The organism is Fictibacillus norfolkensis, assembly GCF_014836645.1.
In the GTDB taxonomy this organism is placed as follows: Bacteria; Bacillota; Bacilli; order Bacillales; family Fictibacillaceae; genus Fictibacillus; species Fictibacillus norfolkensis.
The window spans coordinates 99,606-118,424 of sequence record NZ_JACSQM010000003.1 but is presented as its reverse complement, the minus strand read 5'-3'; the positions used below and the strand labels follow the sequence as shown (position 1 = coordinate 118,424).

The 18,819-nt window shown below is 39.9% G+C and carries 14 protein-coding genes and 1 other RNA gene; all 15 read right to left on the bottom strand.

All coding sequences use genetic code 11. The features are described from left to right. Window positions 1-56: 56 nt before the first annotated feature. A complete protein-coding gene (locus tag H9648_RS07935) occupies window positions 57-1,550 on the bottom strand; it encodes an amidase (RefSeq protein WP_191753368.1) in 1,494 nt (497 codons plus the stop codon). Window positions 1,551-1,633: 83 nt separating this feature from the next. Next, window positions 1,634-1,867, bottom strand: a complete 234-nt coding sequence (locus H9648_RS07930) for a hypothetical protein (RefSeq protein WP_191753367.1) — start codon at window positions 1,865-1,867, stop codon at window positions 1,634-1,636. Window positions 1,868-2,055: 188 nt separating this feature from the next. After that, a complete protein-coding gene (locus tag H9648_RS07925; RefSeq protein ID WP_191753366.1) occupies window positions 2,056-2,880 on the bottom strand; it encodes an EcsC family protein in 825 nt (274 codons plus the stop codon). A 114-nt stretch (window positions 2,881-2,994) separates the two neighbouring features. Further along, window positions 2,995-3,510, bottom strand: a complete 516-nt coding sequence (locus tag H9648_RS07920) for a type 1 glutamine amidotransferase domain-containing protein (protein WP_191753365.1) — start codon at window positions 3,508-3,510, stop codon at window positions 2,995-2,997. A gap of 82 nt (window positions 3,511-3,592) precedes the next feature. Continuing rightward, entirely contained in the window at window positions 3,593-4,099 is a 507-nt protein-coding gene (locus H9648_RS07915) for a metal-dependent hydrolase (RefSeq protein WP_191753364.1), read from the bottom strand. Window positions 4,100-4,375: 276 nt separating this feature from the next. Then, window positions 4,376-6,820, bottom strand: coding sequence for a DNA topoisomerase IV subunit A (gene parC / locus H9648_RS07910; RefSeq protein WP_191753363.1), 2,445 nt, complete (start codon window positions 6,818-6,820; stop codon window positions 4,376-4,378). Window positions 6,821-6,833: 13 nt separating this feature from the next. Then, window positions 6,834-8,774 (bottom strand): DNA topoisomerase IV subunit B, encoded by a 1,941-nt coding sequence (gene parE, locus H9648_RS07905; RefSeq protein ID WP_137790706.1) that lies wholly within the window; start codon window positions 8,772-8,774, stop codon window positions 6,834-6,836. Window positions 8,775-9,000: 226 nt separating this feature from the next. Then, window positions 9,001-9,408: a CoA-binding protein gene (locus H9648_RS07900; protein WP_191753362.1), complete on the bottom strand. Its 408-nt coding sequence runs from the start codon at window positions 9,406-9,408 to the stop codon at window positions 9,001-9,003. A gap of 239 nt (window positions 9,409-9,647) precedes the next feature. Continuing rightward, complete coding sequence (locus tag H9648_RS07895; protein WP_191753361.1) at window positions 9,648-11,168, bottom strand: carboxypeptidase M32; 1,521 nt, start codon at window positions 11,166-11,168, stop codon at window positions 9,648-9,650. A gap of 736 nt (window positions 11,169-11,904) precedes the next feature. Then, window positions 11,905-13,053 (bottom strand): THUMP domain-containing class I SAM-dependent RNA methyltransferase, encoded by a 1,149-nt coding sequence (locus H9648_RS07890; protein ID WP_191753360.1) that lies wholly within the window; start codon window positions 13,051-13,053, stop codon window positions 11,905-11,907. 134 nt (window positions 13,054-13,187) lie between these two features. Then, window positions 13,188-13,598: RNase P RNA component class B (gene rnpB, locus H9648_RS07885), an RNA gene on the bottom strand. Between the two features lie 75 nt (window positions 13,599-13,673). Then, a complete protein-coding gene (gene gpsB, locus H9648_RS07880) occupies window positions 13,674-13,988 on the bottom strand; it encodes a cell division regulator GpsB (RefSeq protein ID WP_191753359.1) in 315 nt (104 codons plus the stop codon). Between the two features lie 82 nt (window positions 13,989-14,070). Beyond that, window positions 14,071-14,631 carry an SLOG family protein gene (locus H9648_RS07875; RefSeq protein WP_191753358.1) on the bottom strand — a complete coding sequence of 187 codons (561 nt, stop codon included), beginning with the start codon at window positions 14,629-14,631 and terminating at the stop codon, window positions 14,071-14,073. Between the two features lie 413 nt (window positions 14,632-15,044). Beyond that, complete coding sequence (locus H9648_RS07870) at window positions 15,045-16,310, bottom strand: ribonuclease H-like domain-containing protein (RefSeq protein ID WP_191753357.1); 1,266 nt, start codon at window positions 16,308-16,310, stop codon at window positions 15,045-15,047. Continuing rightward, window positions 16,300-18,576 (bottom strand): DEAD/DEAH box helicase, encoded by a 2,277-nt coding sequence (locus H9648_RS07865; RefSeq protein WP_191753356.1) that lies wholly within the window; start codon window positions 18,574-18,576, stop codon window positions 16,300-16,302. Before H9648_RS07865 ends, H9648_RS07870 begins: the two co-directional genes overlap by 11 nt. Window positions 18,577-18,819 lie beyond the last annotated feature (243 nt).

The following is an 18,819-nucleotide window of genomic DNA, read 5'->3' as shown; positions in this document are numbered from 1 at the left end:
AATGATAGTAAATTTATCTGCGCGAAAAAAAGTCGCCTAGCAGGAGCTAGACGATTTTAAAATAATGGATTTTGTCTTACATCTATCCAATGGTCAGATTGTTCAAGTTCTCCAGCTAATTGGAGCAACAAACTCTCCTGACCTCTAGCTGCCATGAACTGCACGCCGATCGGTAGTCCCTCTTCTGTAAGATGAAGTGGAACACTCATAGCCGGTTGTCCAGTCAGATTCGCCAACTGAGTGAAAGGAGTTCGAGCCAGATTTTTTCGAGCGATCTGATCGACGATTCCTGCCTTCTTTAATAATCCACCAAGCCCGATTCTACCGACAGTTCGAATAAGGAATTGTTCTGAAGCTGTTGGCTGAAGTTCTCCAATTAAAGCAGGGGGAAACGCCGTCGTTGGTGTTATGTAAATATCATAAGTCTCATGAAAGGTCTCCATCTGGTGAGCGGCTTTATCCCATTCTCTTATACTGAGAACCAATTCTTCTGCTGAAGTTGCTTTTCCGAGCAAACCAAGCAGCCAAGTAGAAGGTTCTACATCTCGGTAAGTCACTTTCCGGCCAAGAATACTTTCCAGAGACGTTAAAGTAGCAGCCGTTTCACCAAAGTACATTGTTAAATAACTTTTCGCTAGCTTATGGCCATCAACAGGAGCATCAACTTCTTCCACATCGTGCCCCATAGATTCTAATATCTTTGCAGAGTTAAGCACGGCATCTCTACATTCAGGATGAACTTCTGTTCCGATGGGAGATGAAACAGAAAAAGCAATTCTTAACTTCCCATTAATTGGAGTGCTAGCAGCATCTAGGAATCTGCCTTCAAATTTTGGAGTATGAAAGGCACCTGCTTTCTCATGACCTTGCAATTGATCGAGCATGGCTGCACTATCTCTCACGGTTCGTGTTAGGACGTGTTCAGCTGACGCTCCTTGCCAGGAACGGCCTAAGTTAGGACCGACCGGGGTTCTTCCTCTTGTTGGTTTTAATCCAAACAGGCCACAATAAGATGCTGGAATCCGGATAGAACCTCCGCCGTCATTCGCACCCGCAAAAGGTACCATACCAGAAGCGACTGCAGCAGCTGAGCCTCCACTTGAACCTCCTGGAGTATGGTTTAAATTCCACGGATTGCGTGTTGGTCCATATTGGACAGGTTCTGTATAAGCGACTAACGCAAACTCTGGAACGTTCGTCTGCCCGACTAATACAACGCCAGATTTTCTTAATCTTCGTACATATTCAGAATCTACCTTTGCACGGTAAGAAAGGAAAGCTTTAGAGCCTGCTGTAATCGGTTCACCTTCCACCTCTTGCGAAATATTCTTCAACAGCGTCGGTACACCTGCAAACGGTCCACTTTGTTCATTGTTAGCCGTCACCCGTGCCTTTTCGTACATCGTGTTAATAACAGCATTGATTTTCGGATTTAGAGTATCAATCCTTTTGATGGACTCTTCAACTAATTCAATGGGCTGGACTTCTTTCTTTCTAACCAACTCTGCAAGCCCTAATCCATCATAATCACTGTAATTGAACCCCTTCATCTACTTCACTCCTGAACGTTGATGAGTATGTTTTAAAATCATTGTTTAATAGAATTTGTGCCTCTCAAGGAAATGAAATCATGTCATGTTTTACGTTCATTACCCCTTTTGAAATTGCCAGTTATTTTAGCCATAATCAATTGTTCTGCCATTTCGCTGTCTGCTGCTTTTATTCTATTTAAAAACTTTTCAGCTTCTTTTCCTTTAAGAATTTTCACTTGTTTTCCGTAATAATCTAAAAATACGTTGTGATCTTTTGTTTCTCGATAACTAAAAGGTTTTTCTTCTAACCGATTTCTTTTATCAATATGTTCCATGTTTCCTTGGTCACCTGCTTGAGTTCTAATATTTACATAAATTTCTTATGTGTATTACATGTACTTTTCAACATACACGTTCATTAGTCCTTCTAAACTGAAATACGATTATCTATTGTTTGTATCTACAAAAAAAAGACATTTTCTATCGTATTAGAAAAATGTCTTTTTCGCATATTTCACTTTCACTAATTTTGCGATTCAACGATAGTGTTGGAATCAGAATTTAGTCTTTCTATAATCCTTCTCTTTTGGTAAAGCATGGTTCCTGTTTCTGCAAGATCACTGATCATCGAACGATTGGCGAATGCCCCAAATATGATTCCTGCTATTGGTACCATCTGAAACAGCTTTTTCCAACCAAATGACTCTGTAAACGTTAATGTGACCTCTCTCCACCCTTGTATTTGAGAAACGACTTCTCTTGCTTTCATTTCATCCTTACTGATTGCAGCAAGTTCATTAAGAATCGCTTCTTTACCTACATAATCAGACGTAGAGAACTGGAGACATTTTAAGATATAGACTCTTTCTTCTTTATCGTTTGGATCATACCCGTGTATGATCGCGATTTCTTGTAGGGTCTTTAAAGAGATTGCTAATATAGCAGGTATATCAATGGCTAATGTGAAGATACCTCCAATTCCAGTACTGGCTCCTTGAAGGGTTGCTGCACTTTTTCGTTTGTTTGCTAACTCTAATGAAACGTTCTTCATTTCTTCCACTGGTATTGTTTTAAAGTCTGCTAACTCTTCTATCGTTCTACCTGTTTGTTTTTCGAAGAACTGAAATACCGATTTCTCTTTAGATAGATATTGTCCACCGTTTTGTATGTATCCACCTATCTCATCGAGAAGTGTACCAATCTTATTTTGAATAAACTTTGGTGTCACTTTATCTAGCAGTTTAAACGGCAGGCGAGTAATTCGCTCCCAGAACCATAACCCTTTTTGATCTTTTTCCCATTTCTCGATCTGTTGAAGTTCTTTTAATAAATATTCTTTTGATTCCATCGTTCTTCATCCCATCTATATGTTCATACCTATTGTACGCTTTGTGCTAGATTTAGTTTCAACATTGAAAAACCGCCTAGAAGCTATTTCTAGACGGTTCATCTTTTTATCAACTTATTGTTGCAGAGCTTTTAATGACTCTCGAATGAAGGCAGGAATATCATCTGGTTGGCGGCTCGTTACAAGATTACCTCCACAAACGACTACCTCTTCATCCTTAACTGTTGCACCAGCGTTCTTTAGATCAACATGAATGGACTTAAATCCGGTAATGTTTCTTCCGTTTAGAACCTCAGCAGAAATCAAGAGCTGCGGACCATGACAGATTGCAAAAACAGGCTTCCCTTCATCAGCAAAATGTTTCGTAAACTGTACGAATTCGTCATCACCTCTTAATATATCGGGCGAAAATCCACCAGGAATGAAAAGGGCATCATAATCTCCAGGTGATACTTCTGAGATTGCTGCATTTGTCGTCACTTGAGCTTCCTTTTGTTTTCCTTCAAGTGTTGCCCCTTTTTCTGAGCCGATAACGGTTACCTCATGGCCAGCTTCTCGAAAAGCTTTTGCCGGTTCCGTATATTCTACATCTTCAAACATATTTGCGAGTACTGTTGCAATTTTAGCCATTACTTAACCACTCCTCATTTTTTGTATACAATTGTTGTATTACCATTGAGGAAGTAAATTAAACCTTTTTTAAGTTCTTGCTTTAAAACAGGGACACGATATATAAATGAATCATCAAGACAGCGGCTAACAATCCGAGTAATGACGCTATGTTCGTTTCTGTTTTTGAACCTGTTTTCGTGTAGAATGGAAAACGAAATCGAATGGGCAGCGGATACAGAAGTTGAATACCCCTAGATGTCGCAGCATCCAAAATAAGATGTGAAAGTACCCCTACCACCAAACCGATGCTTAAACTTTCTTCGTAACGCCAATCTATCCATTGTGGCAACAAGAATAATACTAAAATCATCATCCAGCTATGAGTAATCGTACGATGCCCAAATGTCTTAGAAATCGTTTTTGATAAAAAAACTGTTTTCTTCCCTAAATATGAACCTGGATGACAAAGATCTGGAAGCAAGCTGCCTAGAACAGCCGCACCAAAAAAAGTCAGTTCATGCTGCAGAGTCTCTGGAGGCAAATCTGTAAATGCTTTATAAGCAGCCCCTGCTACAACGCCTCCAAGTAAATGTGTGTTGCTCTTCATGTTATGTATCTCTCATTTCTCTGGTTGTGTACTTTTTCTTTTATTTTTCTTTCTCTTCATTAACAATCTTGTTTTATTTTCTTCATTGATAAGTTGATTGTAGTGGAAGGTGCGAGACTCCTGGGGGATCAGCGGGACAGGTGAGACACCTGACAGCGCAGAGCGCTAGGTGGCTCACCGCACGCCCCCCGGAAAGCGAGCATCCTGGAACGAAGATCAACCACTTTCAAGAACCTCCAAGTTTTCAAACAAAAAAGAAGAAAAGAGCAGCAAGAGCTACTCTTTTGATTGTTCGGTTGAAACCAATGATTTGATTCGCGTTATAGGCCCTGTTTCTCCTGTATCCACAACGAACGATCCATTGTTATATCGATCAGCTGGCTTATAGTTCGATGGAGAAATCCTCTCAACTTTTCCTGAACTTGTTTCTAAAACAAACTTTGTGTCATCTGCAGTAATTAACTTCATCCCCACGATTCGATGAGGATTCGATTTTAACTCCCTCACCATGACAAGACCGCGTTTAGCACGTGATGTTTTCTCGAATTCTGAAATCTTCATCTTTTTAAGTGCACCACGCTGTGTAGCAATAACAACTTGTGCTTTTTCTGGATCTTCCGGTAGCGCAAATCCGCTAACTACATGGTCACCAGTTTTCAAGTTAATTCCTTTAACTCCTGAAGCTCTCTGCCCAACGATTGAGATCTCTTCTTCAGCAAACCATAATCCCAGTCCAAAATGTGTCGTAATGAAAACATCTTGTTCTCCGTTTGTTAACGAAACGTCTACGACCTCATCATCTGCTTTTAGTTTAACGGCCATCAGCGGACGATTATAACGTGTTGCTTTATAACACTTGAGTTCTGTTTTCTTCGCCATACCCTGCTTAGTAAAGAAGATAAGGAATTGATTTTCTGCAAACTCTTTTATCGGGTATGCTTTGATCAGTCTTTCATCTTTATCTAGTCCAACAAGACTTGCTAAATGCTGCCCCATGTCTTTCCAACGAATCTCAGGCATCTCGTATACAGGCAGGTAAACGTAGTTTCCTTTGTTCGTGAACATGAGAAGCGTTTCTGTTGTGTTGAGCTGAGACGCCATGAGAAGAGAATCTGTATCTTTCATGCCTGGCGGTTCTCCGTTTGAAGCACTGTATGAACGAACGCTAGAGCGTTTTACATATCCATCTTCTGTAACAGTCACCATAACATCTTCGGACGGAATCATTACTTCCATGTCGATCTTGATCTCTTCGATTTCCGCTTCAATGATTGTACGGCGTGGATCAGCGTATTTCTTCTGAATCTCATTCATTTCTTTTTTGATAACGTTAAATAGCTTCTTCTCACTGTCTAATAAGGAACGAAGATACGTAATTTTTTTCGCTAATTCCTCAGCTTCCGACTGAAGCGTCGTAATATCCGTATTCGTTAAACGGTAAAGCTGTAACGTAACAATTGCTTCAGCTTGAGGTTCAGTAAACTGAAACTTTTCAATGATGTTGTCTTTTGCATTTCGTTTATCTTTAGAAGCACGGATCGTTTCAATCACTTCGTCTAAGATGGAAATAGCTTTGATCAAACCTTCAACGATATGTGAACGCTCTTCTGCTTTTCTTAGATCATATCGTGTTCTTCGAGTAACAACTTCTTTTTGATGCTGAATGTAAGAATGAAGAATCGCCTTCAAACCCATAAGCTTCGGTGTCTTGTTATGAATCGCTACCATGTTGTAGTTATAGGAGACTTGAAGGTCTGCATTTTTAAAGAAATAGTTTAGAATTCCTTCTGCATTACCGTCCTTACGAAGCTCAATCACGATTCGTAGACCCGTGCGATCTGTCTCATCGCGGATCTCAGCGATACCATCTACTTTTTTATCTAAACGCAACTCATCCATGCGCTTAACGAGGTTCGCTTTGTTCACTTCAAAAGGAACTTCAGTAATGACAATCTGCTGACGACCGCCTTTTAAGCTCTCGATCTCCGTTTTTGCACGAATGATAAAGCGGCCTTTTCCAGTTTCAAACGCCTTCTTAATGCCATCAAGACCTTGAACGATTCCGCCTGTTGGGAAATCTGGTCCTTTGATCACGGTCATTAATTCCTCAAGAGAAACGTCGGGGTTATCGATCTGCATCGTAACCGCATCGATTACTTCACCTAGGTGATGTGGCGGAATATCTGTCGCATAACCTGCCGAGATCCCTGTTGATCCATTGACTAACAGGTTTGGATAACGGCTTGGTAATACGATCGGCTCTTCGGTTGTATCGTCAAAGTTTGGTGCGAATTCTACTGTTTCTTTATCAATATCACGGAGCAGTTCAGAAGCGATTGCAGATAGTCTAGCTTCTGTATAACGCATCGCAGCTGCAGGGTCTCCATCAATACTACCGTTGTTACCGTGCATCTGAATCAGAACATTTCTTACTTTCCAGTCCTGACTCATACGAACCATCGCTTCATAAACAGAAGAATCACCATGGGGGTGATAGTTACCGATTACGTTACCGACCGTTTTTGCTGATTTTCTGTATGGTTTCTCGTTCGTGTTTCCTTCTGCGAACATCGCATATAAAATACGGCGCTGAACGGGCTTCAGGCCGTCTCTTGCATCAGGTAATGCACGCTCCTGAATGATGTATTTACTGTATCTTCCGAAGCGGTCGCCGATTACGTCTTCTAACGGCAGCTCTCTAAATTTCTCAAGCAGTGACAATCTTTAAACCTCCTCAGAATGCTGACAAGTTCTCGTTATCTAGTATGTTAGTTTCTTCGTTTATGCCAAACGCAACGTGTTCTTCGATCCACTTTCGTCGTGGTTCTACTTTATCTCCCATTAGGACAGATACACGTTTTTCAGCACGGGCAGCGTCATCAATTCTTACTCGGATCAATGTACGTGTGTCAGGATCCATCGTTGTTTCCCATAATTGGTCAGCATTCATCTCACCTAAACCTTTATAGCGCTGGATGATATAGCCTTTTCCGATCTTTTTCTGTGCTTCTCTAAGCTCGTCTTCATCCCAAGCATATTCGATGACTTCTTTCTTACCAGTCCCTTTACTTACTTTATAAAGTGGAGGAAGCGCGATGAATACTTTTCCTTCTTCAATAAGTGGTTTCATATAGCGATAGAAGAAAGTTAGTAATAGCACTTGGATATGTGCACCATCCGTATCTGCATCAGTCATGATTACGATCTTATCGTAGTTCACATCTTTTAATGTAAAATCAGAGCCTACTCCAGCTCCAATCGCATGGATGATCGTATTGATTTCTTCGTTCTTGAAGATGTCCGCAAGCTTAGCTTTTTCTGTGTTGATTACTTTTCCTCTTAGCGGAAGGATCGCCTGAAATTTACGGTCTCTTCCTTGCTTAGCCGATCCGCCTGCAGAATCACCCTCAACAAGATAAAGTTCATTTCGTTCAGGATTCTTTGATGTAGCTGGAGTTAATTTACCGCTTAACATCGAATCCTTACGTTTGTTCTTTTTACCGTTTCGAGCATCTTCACGTGCTTTTCGTGCTGCTTCACGTGCTTGCGCGGCTTTAATACTTTTACGGATGAGCATTTCACTAATTGCAGGATTTTCCTCAAGGAAATACGCTAACTTAACCGCTACAACAGCATCTACAGCAGAACGCGCTTCACTCGTTCCTAGTTTACTCTTCGTTTGTCCTTCAAATTGCAGAAATTCTTCTGGAATTCGAACGGAAACAACAGCTGTTAAACCTTCACGGATATCAGATCCGTCTAAGTTTTTATCTTTCTCTTTTAACATGTTCGTTTTTCGAGCGTATTCGTTAATGCTTCGAGTGATCGCCGTTTTCGCACCCGATTCATGCGTTCCGCCGTCTTTAGTTCGAACGTTGTTTACGAATGATAATACGTTTTCTGCATAACCATCATTATACTGAAACGCAAAATCTACTTCGATCTCATTCTGTATGCCCTCAAAACTCACAACCGTGTGAAGAGAGTCTTTATCTTCATTCAAGTATTTTACAAACGCCTCAAGACCTGTATCAAACTGAAACTCGTCTTTTTCACCGTTACGCGCATCTTCAAGTACGATCTTGATCCCTTTTAACAGAAATGCTGCTTCACGTAAACGTTCGCTTAATGTTTCATAGTTATAGTTGATCGTAGAAAACATGGTCGGGTCTGGTTTGAAATGGACGGTCGTTCCAGACTTACGTGTATTTCCGATCACTTCTAAGGTTGTTGCCGGTTTACCGCCATTCTCAAAACGCTGACGATAAGTCTTGCCGTCACGGTGGATCGTTACTTCCAACCATTCAGATAAGGCGTTTACTACTGATGCACCTACGCCATGCAGGCCGCCAGATGTTTTGTATCCACCTTGACCAAACTTTCCGCCAGCGTGAAGAACTGTAAAAATAATTTCAGGAGTTGGTTTTCCAAGTTTGTGCATACCTGTAGGCATTCCGCGGCCATCATCAGATACCGACACACTATTATCTTTGTGAATTTTCACATGTATGTAATCACCGAATCCGCCTAAAGCTTCATCAACAGCGTTATCTACAATTTCATATACGAGGTGATGCAAGCCTCTAGCATCCGTGCTTCCGATATACATACCTGGACGCTTTCGAACGGCTTCTAAACCTTCGAGCACCTGAATGGCATCATCGTTATACTCCATTAATGACTTATTACTAGCCAAGTTGTGTTGCTCCTTTCGCGTTGCTGCAGTACTACTATAATAGCAGAACGTTTGTTTCTATACTACTGTTGTCTGTATATTCTCCTCTTATTTCTCGGTATATCGACTGAAAACCTTTAGTGTCGAAAAGAATATTTTCTGATAAAAAAGTGACATGACTAGATAGCATGGGAAAACCACCCGTATGATTGCGGGTGGTTCATTACTACCGTATCATAGCATGTTCCACTTTAATGCACTTATCCATAATATAAGGAATCGTCGCACTTTGCAAAATCTCTTCTGCTTCTGCACTGTAAAGTCCTAGCTGTGCCCAAAAGAAACCAGCTTTAATTTTCGCTGCAGAACGAGCAACTTCCGGTAAATACTCACTGCGTCTAAATACATTGACAATATCAACATGGCCATCAATTTCTTCGAGCGTTGCAAATGCTTTTTGCCCTAAAACCTCTTTGAAATTAGGATTTACGGGAATAATCTCGTAGCCGGCATTCTGCATGTATTCTGAAACCATATAAGATGTACGAAAAGGTTGATCAGATAAACCGACTACAGCAATTCGTTTTCTTAATTTTAACAAGTTCTGGATATCTTGTATCGTTGCAGCTCCCATCAATATTTCCTCCTAGTGTCTTTTTATATAGTTTTAGACAAAATATGTACTAATGAAACATTTTTATAAAGAAATTTGGATCATACCAAGCTTTTCGGGACAGCGTAAGTTGAACTTATACGTTCATCAAAAATTTGTTGCAACAATAAATGTCATTCTGAAAATAGGTTATACTTTCAGATTATGTAAAAAAACCGGCATTCTCGATAAATAAATTCGAGTCCGCCGGTAGGGTGTAATTAGTTCTCTAAGCGGTAAATATCACTGTATTTCTTTTCGAAATAAGCGATCAGATGATCTGGATTAAGTCCCTCACCTGTTACGTCTTTTAAGATTTCGATTGGTTTCTTCATCTTGCCATATTGGTGAATGTTCTTCGTTAACCATTCTTTGATCGGCAGGAAGTTGCCCGACTCCATAAGTGCATCAAAGTCAGGAATATCCTTCAGCATTGCTTGTTTAAGCTGCGCTGCATAAATATATCCAAGGGCATAGGATGGGAAGTAACCAAAGCTTCCGCCTGACCAATGAACATCCTGAAGGACTCCTTCTGCATCGTTCTTCGGCGTTACACCAATATACTCCTGCATTTTCTCATTCCAGATACGCGGAAGGTCTTTTACTTCGATCTCATCGTTAAACAAACCTTTTTCAATTTCATAACGAACAATAACATGAAGTGGGTATGTCATCTCATCAGCTTCGATACGAATGAGTGAAGGCTCAACCACATTAATAGAACGATAGAATTCTTCTAGTTCTACACCGTTAAACTGTGAACCTGAAACAGTCTTAAGCATGTTGTACTGATTCTTCCAGAAACCAAAGTGACGACCTACAAAGTTCTCCCAGAACAGAGATTGAGACTCGTGAATGCCCATAGATGTACCAGTAGCAAGAGGTGTCCCAACTAACTCATTGGATATATTTTGCTCATAAAGTGCGTGTCCGCCTTCATGGATTGTTCCGAAAACAGCCGTTCGGAAGTCATTCTCCATATACTTTGTCGTTACACGGACGTCTCCAGGATTCAATCCGATTGCAAACGGGTGAACCGTTTCATCCAAACGACCAGAGTCAAAATCATAACCCATGTCTTTTAATACATGCAAACTGAACTCCTTTTGTTTTTCTTTCGGAAAATGTTCAAATAAAAACTTTGTATCAGGTTGCCCAGCTTCTGTTACTTTCTGAAGTAATGGTACAATTCGATCACGAAGTTTTGAGAACGTTTCATCTAAAATTTCAACGGTAACACCTGGCTCATACATATCTAGGAGTGTATTGTACTTATTCCCTTCATATCCCCAATAGCCAATGAATTTCTTATTGAAATCAACAAGCTTTTCTAAATACGGCTGGAATAAGGAGAAATCATTCGTGTTCTTCGCTTCTTCCCATACTGTTTCTGCTTTGGATTGAAGAATAACGTACTCTTTAAATTCTGCTGGAGGAATCTTAGCGTTACGCTCGTAATCTTTCTTTACTTCTTGGAGCGTCTTTTTCGTAACATCAGACAAAGAGTCCTGTACACCTGACTTAGAAAGTTCTTCGATATAACTCTTCATTTCCTCAGAAGTAGACATCGCAAATACATCAGATGATAACGTTCCGATTACTTCAGAACGTTGTTCGACACCTTTTTTAGGTGCGCCTGTGCGAAGGTCCCAATACATGAGTCCGATCGCTTCATTGATGTGGACCATTTTTTTCACATAATCTAAGAATTCTTTTTCAACAGCAACTTTTGTTTGCGTCATTTACTATTCCATCCCTTCACGGTTTCATTGTTTCATTAAAAAACATACCGTTATAAGAATTCGTGACAAAATAAAAAAGTCCTGCTGGTCGATTTTGTTTTTTTAAAATTCTTCCTTTAATAGTTCTGCATACGGAGCAAAGGACGGATTAATATTATTTACGTGACCAATCGATTGTTGAAGGACACTTTGAATTTCGGCTTTATGATGATCTTCCAGGTGTGGTTGTAGGTTCTGTAATGCCTTTTGAATGCTTTCTAAATGACTAAATTGTGAGTACATAGAAATAACCTGCCTTTAAATTAATGGTTAGGCATAGTATGTACGCGTTTATAAGGTCTTTAAACTCTGTTTCAGTATTTGGTGGTGAAAGCTATATAATGATGGATCAATGTAGCAGTGAGTATGTGTAGTTTTATTAAAATTAGATTCAAAATTGCTATTTCCTATGTTTTTTGAATAATAGGATCTTAAATATGTACGGTACGTGAAATTATTTTAGTTTTATTGCTATTAGTTGTATGATTCACATTAAAAAAAACTGACTCAATCAAAAAAGTCAGCCTTTCTTATCGTTTTGGGCGTATGAATCCAAAAGTTTTCTCTTTAAATCCATAAATTTTATAGCTGTATCCACGAGTTTTGCTTCTCAATCCACAAATTTTTGACTTTCATCCGCGAGTCTACAATCTTCGACGCTCACGGGGACCCACGCCATATATTCAAAACGCACTCATCAGCTATGTTGCTGTCTAATCGGACGTTTTCCAAAGTATTGATAATAGTCGGTCTTCAAATCACCGTTATAAAGCTTACGTTTTTTTGTTGCTGAACGGCCATAATATTCTTCAAATTTTTCATTTGAAGTAATGACGTACACACTCCATGTATCATACGGTTTCATCGCCATACCTAGATCACGATACATCTGTGCTACTTCTTCTCTCTCACCTAGTCGCTCTCCGTAAGGCGGGTTCGTCACAAGGCAACCGTAATCTTTTCTAGTCGTGAAATCGCGGACTTGCATCTGTTTAAACGTGATAAAATCATCGAACCCAGCTTCGTTTGCATTGTTCTTGGATAGTTCGATCATCTTATGATCAATATCAGATCCTTGGATTTCAAGAGGCAGATCGTATTTCGCAACGTCTTGAGCTTCTCCAACTGCCTCATACCAGACTTTTTTATCGATCCAGTTCCATTTTTCTGAAGCAAATTCACGATTTAGTCCTGGTGCAATGTTTTGTCCAATCATTGCAGCTTCAATCGGCAATGTTCCAGATCCACAGAAAGGATCTGCGAAAGGCTTATCAGGCGTCCAATTCGTTAGCATGATTAGAGCAGCAGCCATCGTTTCTTTAATCGGCGCACCTGAATGCAACTCACGGTATCCACGCTTGTGTAAGCCTGTTCCACTCGTATCAAGTGTTAATGTCGCAATATCTTTATGAATCGCAACCTCAATACGATACAAAGCTCCGTCCTCAGGGAACCATGTTTTACGGTTATACGCCGTTTTCAAGTTATCAACTACTGCTTTCTTTACGATTGCTTGGCAATCAGATACAGAAAATAGTTTTGATTTTACGGACCGGCCGATTACAGGAAACTCTCCATCTTCAGGAATAAAATCAGCCCAAGGAAGTGCTTTCGTTTGCTCAAAAAGTTCATCAAACGTCTCCACTTTAAACTCACCAACCACTAATTTTACGCGATCTGCCGTTCTTAGCCATAAGTTAGCTTTGACTAACGTCTTCTCATCACCATCAAAATAAACTTTACCGTTTTCTACTTTTACATTTTCAAAACCTAGCGCGCGAACTTCATTGGCTACGAGTGCTTCTAATCCCATAGCGGCTGTTGCTAGCAGTCTTAATTGTGTCATAATATGAACTCCTTAATTATCATCGATTCTTATGTTAATAAGTATACCCTTATTTAGCTGCACTTTTTTATGTAAATAGAAAAAGCCCCGGTAAACGGGGCCCTCATTCAGCTTTAATTTAGGTACCAATAACGTTCTGTAAGCCATGTTCTGTTCCTTAGTACTACAAACGGCTGGTAGCCTCGTACACCGGTGGTAATCATCTATCTACAAAAAGCCTTGGCTTCTTGTTCTCCCAATCGTTCAATTCCGAAATGGGAAACTCCCCTACCATAATTTGGGTTTCTCGCTCGTGGGGTTTACCGCGTTCCACTCCCTTTGTTTCCATCGGGACTACGTCACTGTGGCACTTTCAAGGTATTAACACCATATCCATAAGACTTAGGTGCGTTCCCTGCCGTTAGTTCAGTAAGCTTTATTCAAGCAAACCAATCTACCCTGGCTTATTTTTTGGCCAGGCACGATCATTACGGTCATCTCAGATCCGTGCGAGCATGGACTTTCCTCTAAACCTGAAAAATCAGATCCAGCGATTACCCGAACGCTATTGATTTAATTTTTAAAAGCAAGATTCATTATAGCATGCTGAATGTAGAAAAACAAATGGATAATTACTGGAATCAATCGTACAGTTTACTGCCAAAAACATGTTTTTCCAAGTTAGACAAACGCTGAAGAATATCGGAGTTCGTCGTGCTTGAAGTTACTGCGGACATTCTGCGTGTTTGCTGATGATCAGTAGAATTTTGAGCATCTTTACGCAGTCGATTGTTTTCTTGAACAACTGCATCATACTCTTTTTGAAAATTTTCATAATCCTTAATAATAAGATCTAAGAATTTGTCTACTTCGTCTTGATCATAGCCACGAAAGCCTTGTTTAAAGTCTTTTTCCAATATTTCTTTCGCCGTTAAATGAAAACGCTGTTCACTCATGTGAATCACCTCACACAAAGATTCTAAAATTATTTTTTCACTACCTGACCTAAATGTCAATTTTTTTCGACTTTAGATTCATTTATTCATTACGATTGTATTGTTCCTCTTGTACAAGAACATCCAAGTCATAAGGAGTAATATAAAATATTTCGTACGAATTGTCCATTTCCTGCTTTTGTTTGGCTGCATCTAAATAATACTTCGGCGAACCATCTTTTTCTTCGTCGTATAAAAGCAAGACAGCATCGCTTTTTTGTACAAGAAACTGATTCTTAACTCGAAGCTGTCCTGGCGACTCGTATGGCTTGCGGCTTACCGAATCAACAAAATCGGCACCAGCTAAAATTTCATGATATTTTTCTTGAACATTTTCTTTCCAACGAGATTCTTGCTCTAAGAACGGTGTAAGAACAGCTAGCTTTAAATCAGAAAATTCTGTTTGAAGTTCAAATACCACTTCTGCAGCCCACATTTCTACACCAGGTTGCCCACTGATGATTACCCACTCTAAACCTTCATCCAAAAGTGAGACCAACTTTTGAGCAATTGCTTTCTTGATGTAGTATACCCCTTCGTGTTTATCACTAAAAATACCGAGTTCGTGAGCTTTGTAGCCACTGACAAGCAGTGTTTGAAGCATGTTTAGAAAACCTCCTATTAATGAAAAACACCCGGCTCTGTCTATAGCCGGGGCTTCATTAAAAGTTTTGTGTTGTGTGACTGATTTGATTGCCAATCATTACTGTTAACCCGACGATCACAAAAAATAGAACAACAATCCACTGCTTCACGTACCATCTCTCCATAGCTTAAAATATATATTTCCCTATCGATATTCCGGGTTATTTTGCGAAAACAATCGAACCGTCTGAAAATATGACGAAAACTCAGTAGAAATATGAGTTTTTATGGCGTTTTTTGCGCTTACCCGGGCAATAAAAAAAGGGGGAATTTATTTTCTTAAGAACATTTTTTATGTCCTCTTATATTCTACAAAAAACAAAGCCAATTGAGAAGAGATATTTTGAAAGAATTCATAAATTTGACGAATTTTTACGAATATTGGATGACGCGTTGTTCTAATCGTTCGATTCTTCTCACGAACGCTTGATTTTCCTGTTCTTCTTTCCTTTTTGTTAACCGTTTTTTACCCTTCCACCTGGAATAAGCCATTACAGCAAAGTGAAGAGCTTTTTCATAATCTTTTTGAATATGCTCATAATACTTAGAAAGTTCTATAGCCGGTTCTTCATCTAAATCATTCTCATCAAGCAACTCTAACCAATATCGAACAGAAACCTCTAACCCATCAGACTTTTTGTATAGTGCGGCTAACGATTTTTTAGATTGGGATGTCAGTGAAGTACCAGTTTGCAGCACTTCCTGGTAAAGAGACATTGCATGTTCTTTTTGGTTTAAGGCTTCAAACCATCTTGCTGATTCATACGTCTCTCTCTCAGTTCGAAAACCATTACCTGTTACAATCCCAGACATGTGTGTATAAAGAGTGATAAGAGAAAGAACATCCCACTCATTGTGTTGAAAAACACCTTCAAGGAGCGAAGGATCTCCTTCATTGCAATATTGAAAATAAAGCATTGGCGCAAGATAACCAGGGGTATCATGTATTCGATTCACACCTAGCATCTCTTTTTCAACAACAGAAAGCTTTACAGCAGGCAACGTATCTTTCCAAAGCCTCCTCGCTCCGTGCAGCAGATCAAAGTGACCAAACTCTGGCAATGAAGGTACAAAATCACGTATTAAAGTGTGCCGCGTCTTCACTTGTGGCCAATCAAACGATTTCCCATTGTAGGTGACTAAGTTCCGAAGTTCCTTCACATGATTTAAAAAATAATGGTAAAGAGCCACTTCAGATCCTGGACCAGGCAAAAAGAATTGGTGGACTAAGACATGATCTCCTTTAATCTGACTCATTCCAAGCATAAAGATGGTATTTCCTGCTCCGCCACTCAAACCTGTAGTCTCTGTATCAAAGAACAATAGATCAGAAGCGTCAAGATTCTTAGCGTGTAGTGGATGAGCGGCATCAATATCTTGCCAATTCGATACAGCATTTAAAACATCGGAAAACCGATAACGGCCCCATTGTGTATCTAGAGAGTATTTCACTTTTCGAACGATACAATAATCATCTTCGAAAAAATAAGCTGAAGCTCCAAACTTCTCCCAATAGTCTGCATGTTGAATTCTTTCACCAGTTGAATCTTCTAAATTCCGCTTACTTTCAACAGGAGGATCAACGACTGGGTTGACCATATGCTTTTTTAGTCGATTCAGCTTGTTTTTAATCGACATGTTCTGCCGCTCCTTTGATTTGAGAGATCAATTTTATGGCGAGATTTTTGCTGTTATTTCCTTCTTCTAATGTACCCGTGCAAGACGGACAGCCGCTTTCACAAGGACAACGTTGTATCATAGAGAGAGCTTGGTCAAGAACAGTATCCCAAGAGCCATACACCTTTTCACTTAGACCTATTCCTCCTGGGTATCGATCGTAAATGAAGATAGTAGGCTGTTGATTATGTACTGCTTTAACTTGCGGTACAACATGAAGGTCATTTGCATCACACATAACGAATAAAGGAGCGACATGCCGCAAAACGTGTGCGATTCCAAGGAGGCCAGCCTCAAGCTTCTCTTCACTTAACTCGTTATTTTCAAACGTTAGCCAAGTGGCAGATGTATGCAACTCTTCTTCCGGAAGATGAATCGCCCCTGAGCCAATGTTGTCATGTGTTTCAAATTTAATCTTTTTAAAGATGGTTGCCTTTGCGACTACCATCACATCACCATATGCTTTAGCATTCTGCTCATCAGTCGTTTCTTTGTCTACTTCTAGTACATTCAGCGATACAGCAAGGTTTGCGTCTGTAAAATAATCAACATCCACTTCACGAACAAAAGCTTTCTTTTCTTCGTAATCGAGCTTCTCAACCTGATATTGTGTACCTTGATGAAGGTAGATCGCTTCTTCGTGAAGAAGTGTCATCGAACTAAAGCGATCCATCTCGCCGATCACTTTTACATCAGCCACATTACTTTGATCGATGATTACAACGTTTTCCTGTGAAGCAGAACGAAGTGAAATGTTATGCGCAGGAAAAGAATCGTTCATCCAATAGAAATGCTTCCCTCTCTTGTGAAGCACTTGTTCATCTACTAAAAATTCTAAAACATCCTCTATCTCTTGATCACCAAATCTCTCCTTCTCTTGAAATGGCAATTCATACGATGCGCATTTTAGATGATCAACTAAAATAATCAGATTATCAGGATTCATCCGAGCAGACTCTGGTGATCGTTCAAAAAAGTAAGCGGGATTCTGAATCACGTATTGATCGAGTGGAGAAGAGGAAGCCACCATGATCACCACACTCTCATCTTGTCGACGACCCGCCCGCCCAGCCTGCTGCCATGCACTTGCGATCGATCCTGGGTAACCTGTGAGAATGCAAGCGTGAAGCTGACCAATATCTACTCCTAATTCTAAGGCGTTTGTTGAAACAACTCCCATAATATCTCCATTACGAAGTCCTTTTTCGATAGCACGCCGCTGTTTAGGAAGATATCCGCCTCTATACCCTTGAATGGACTTCGTACCAAACTCCTTTTTTACAAGTTCTTGCAAGTAAGTAAGCAATATTTCTACTCGTACACGGCTGCGTGCGAAAACGATCGTTTGAATATGGTTTTCTAAAAACAGCTTCGCAAGATTTCTAGCTTCAAGTGTAGCGCTTCGCCTGACGTTCAGCGGTTTATTCACAACGGGCGGATTATAAAAGAGAAAATGCTTTCGACCGGCTGGTGCTCCGTTGTTATTAATCAGAGTCATCGGGTTTCCAGTAAGTTGCTCTGCCAACTCTTTTGGATTCGCAATAGTTGCAGATGTACAGATAAAAATGGGGTCACTGCCGTAAAAGTTACAGATCCTTTTCAGTCGGCGTATTACATTTGCAACATGGCTGCCGAAAACGCCTCGATATGTATGTAACTCATCTACCACTACATACTTCAGATTTTCAAATAGTGATACCCATTTTGTGTGATGAGGAAGAACCGCAGCATGTAGCATATCAGGATTCGTCATAACAATGTTTCCCGCTTTTCTGACCACTTGTCGAATGTTTGCGGGAGTATCCCCATCATACGTATAACTTTTTATATCCAATCCCATCTCATCGATCAGTTCGTTCATCTCTGACTTCTGATCTTGTGCCAGTGCTTTAGTCGGAAAAAGGTACAGAGCTCTTGCTTCTGGATTATTAGCGACCTCTTGTAATACAGGAAGGTTATAGCAGAGCGTTTTTCCAGACGCGGTAGGTGTAACAGCTACAAAGCTTTCACCACGTAAGGCAGCTTCATAGGCAGATAGTTGGTGAATATATAAGGAAGAAATCCCTCTTTTAGAAAGAGCGGATTGAATAGTCGGGTGCAAAGAGTCAGGAAGTGGCACAGAAACCGCTTCTCGTGGCTCAATTGTTTTCCAATGAACAATTTGGTTAGCTAGCTCTGGCTCTCGTAAAACGTCCATAACTTGCTGGATAGATTTTTTTCGAAACATGTATACCACCTCACTTTCTATTTTAACGAATATCTGTTCGTAATGAAACAGAGTCTTAAAGGGAATGTTCAAGACTTAATTGGGGCATTTCAACAAATTTGTACAATTTTAAATTTCATTTGTTAATATTTGATAAAAAACATACTATTCTTGAAGGAAAATAGAAAATGATGAAGAATTTAATAACTTAATATTTAATATAAATAAATATTTAAATTACTTTTATTGTAAATGAGTAAAGTA

Coding starts and splice junctions, on each gene's coding strand:
- H9648_RS07915 (WP_191753364.1), bottom strand. CDS start 4,099: ATGAAGAGCAACACACATTTACTTGGAGGCGTTGTAGCAGGGGCTGCT.
- H9648_RS07920 (WP_191753365.1), bottom strand. CDS start 3,510: ATGGCTAAAATTGCAACAGTACTCGCAAATATGTTTGAAGATGTAGAA.
- H9648_RS07925 (WP_191753366.1), bottom strand. CDS start 2,880: ATGGAATCAAAAGAATATTTATTAAAAGAACTTCAACAGATCGAGAAA.
- parE (WP_137790706.1), bottom strand. CDS start 8,774: ATGGAGTATAACGATGATGCCATTCAGGTGCTCGAAGGTTTAGAAGCC.
- H9648_RS07900 (WP_191753362.1), bottom strand. CDS start 9,408: ATGGGAGCTGCAACGATACAAGATATCCAGAACTTGTTAAAATTAAGA.
- gpsB (WP_191753359.1), bottom strand. CDS start 13,988: ATGAGTGAACAGCGTTTTCATTTAACGGCGAAAGAAATATTGGAAAAA.
- H9648_RS07870 (WP_191753357.1), bottom strand. CDS start 16,310: ATGTCGATTAAAAACAAGCTGAATCGACTAAAAAAGCATATGGTCAAC.
- H9648_RS07890 (WP_191753360.1), bottom strand. CDS start 13,053: ATGACACAATTAAGACTGCTAGCAACAGCCGCTATGGGATTAGAAGCA.
- H9648_RS07935 (WP_191753368.1), bottom strand. CDS start 1,550: ATGAAGGGGTTCAATTACAGTGATTATGATGGATTAGGGCTTGCAGAG.
- H9648_RS07930 (WP_191753367.1), bottom strand. CDS start 1,867: ATGGAACATATTGATAAAAGAAATCGGTTAGAAGAAAAACCTTTTAGT.
- H9648_RS07865 (WP_191753356.1), bottom strand. CDS start 18,576: ATGTTTCGAAAAAAATCTATCCAGCAAGTTATGGACGTTTTACGAGAG.
- H9648_RS07875 (WP_191753358.1), bottom strand. CDS start 14,631: ATGCTTCAAACACTGCTTGTCAGTGGCTACAAAGCTCACGAACTCGGT.
- H9648_RS07895 (WP_191753361.1), bottom strand. CDS start 11,168: ATGACGCAAACAAAAGTTGCTGTTGAAAAAGAATTCTTAGATTATGTG.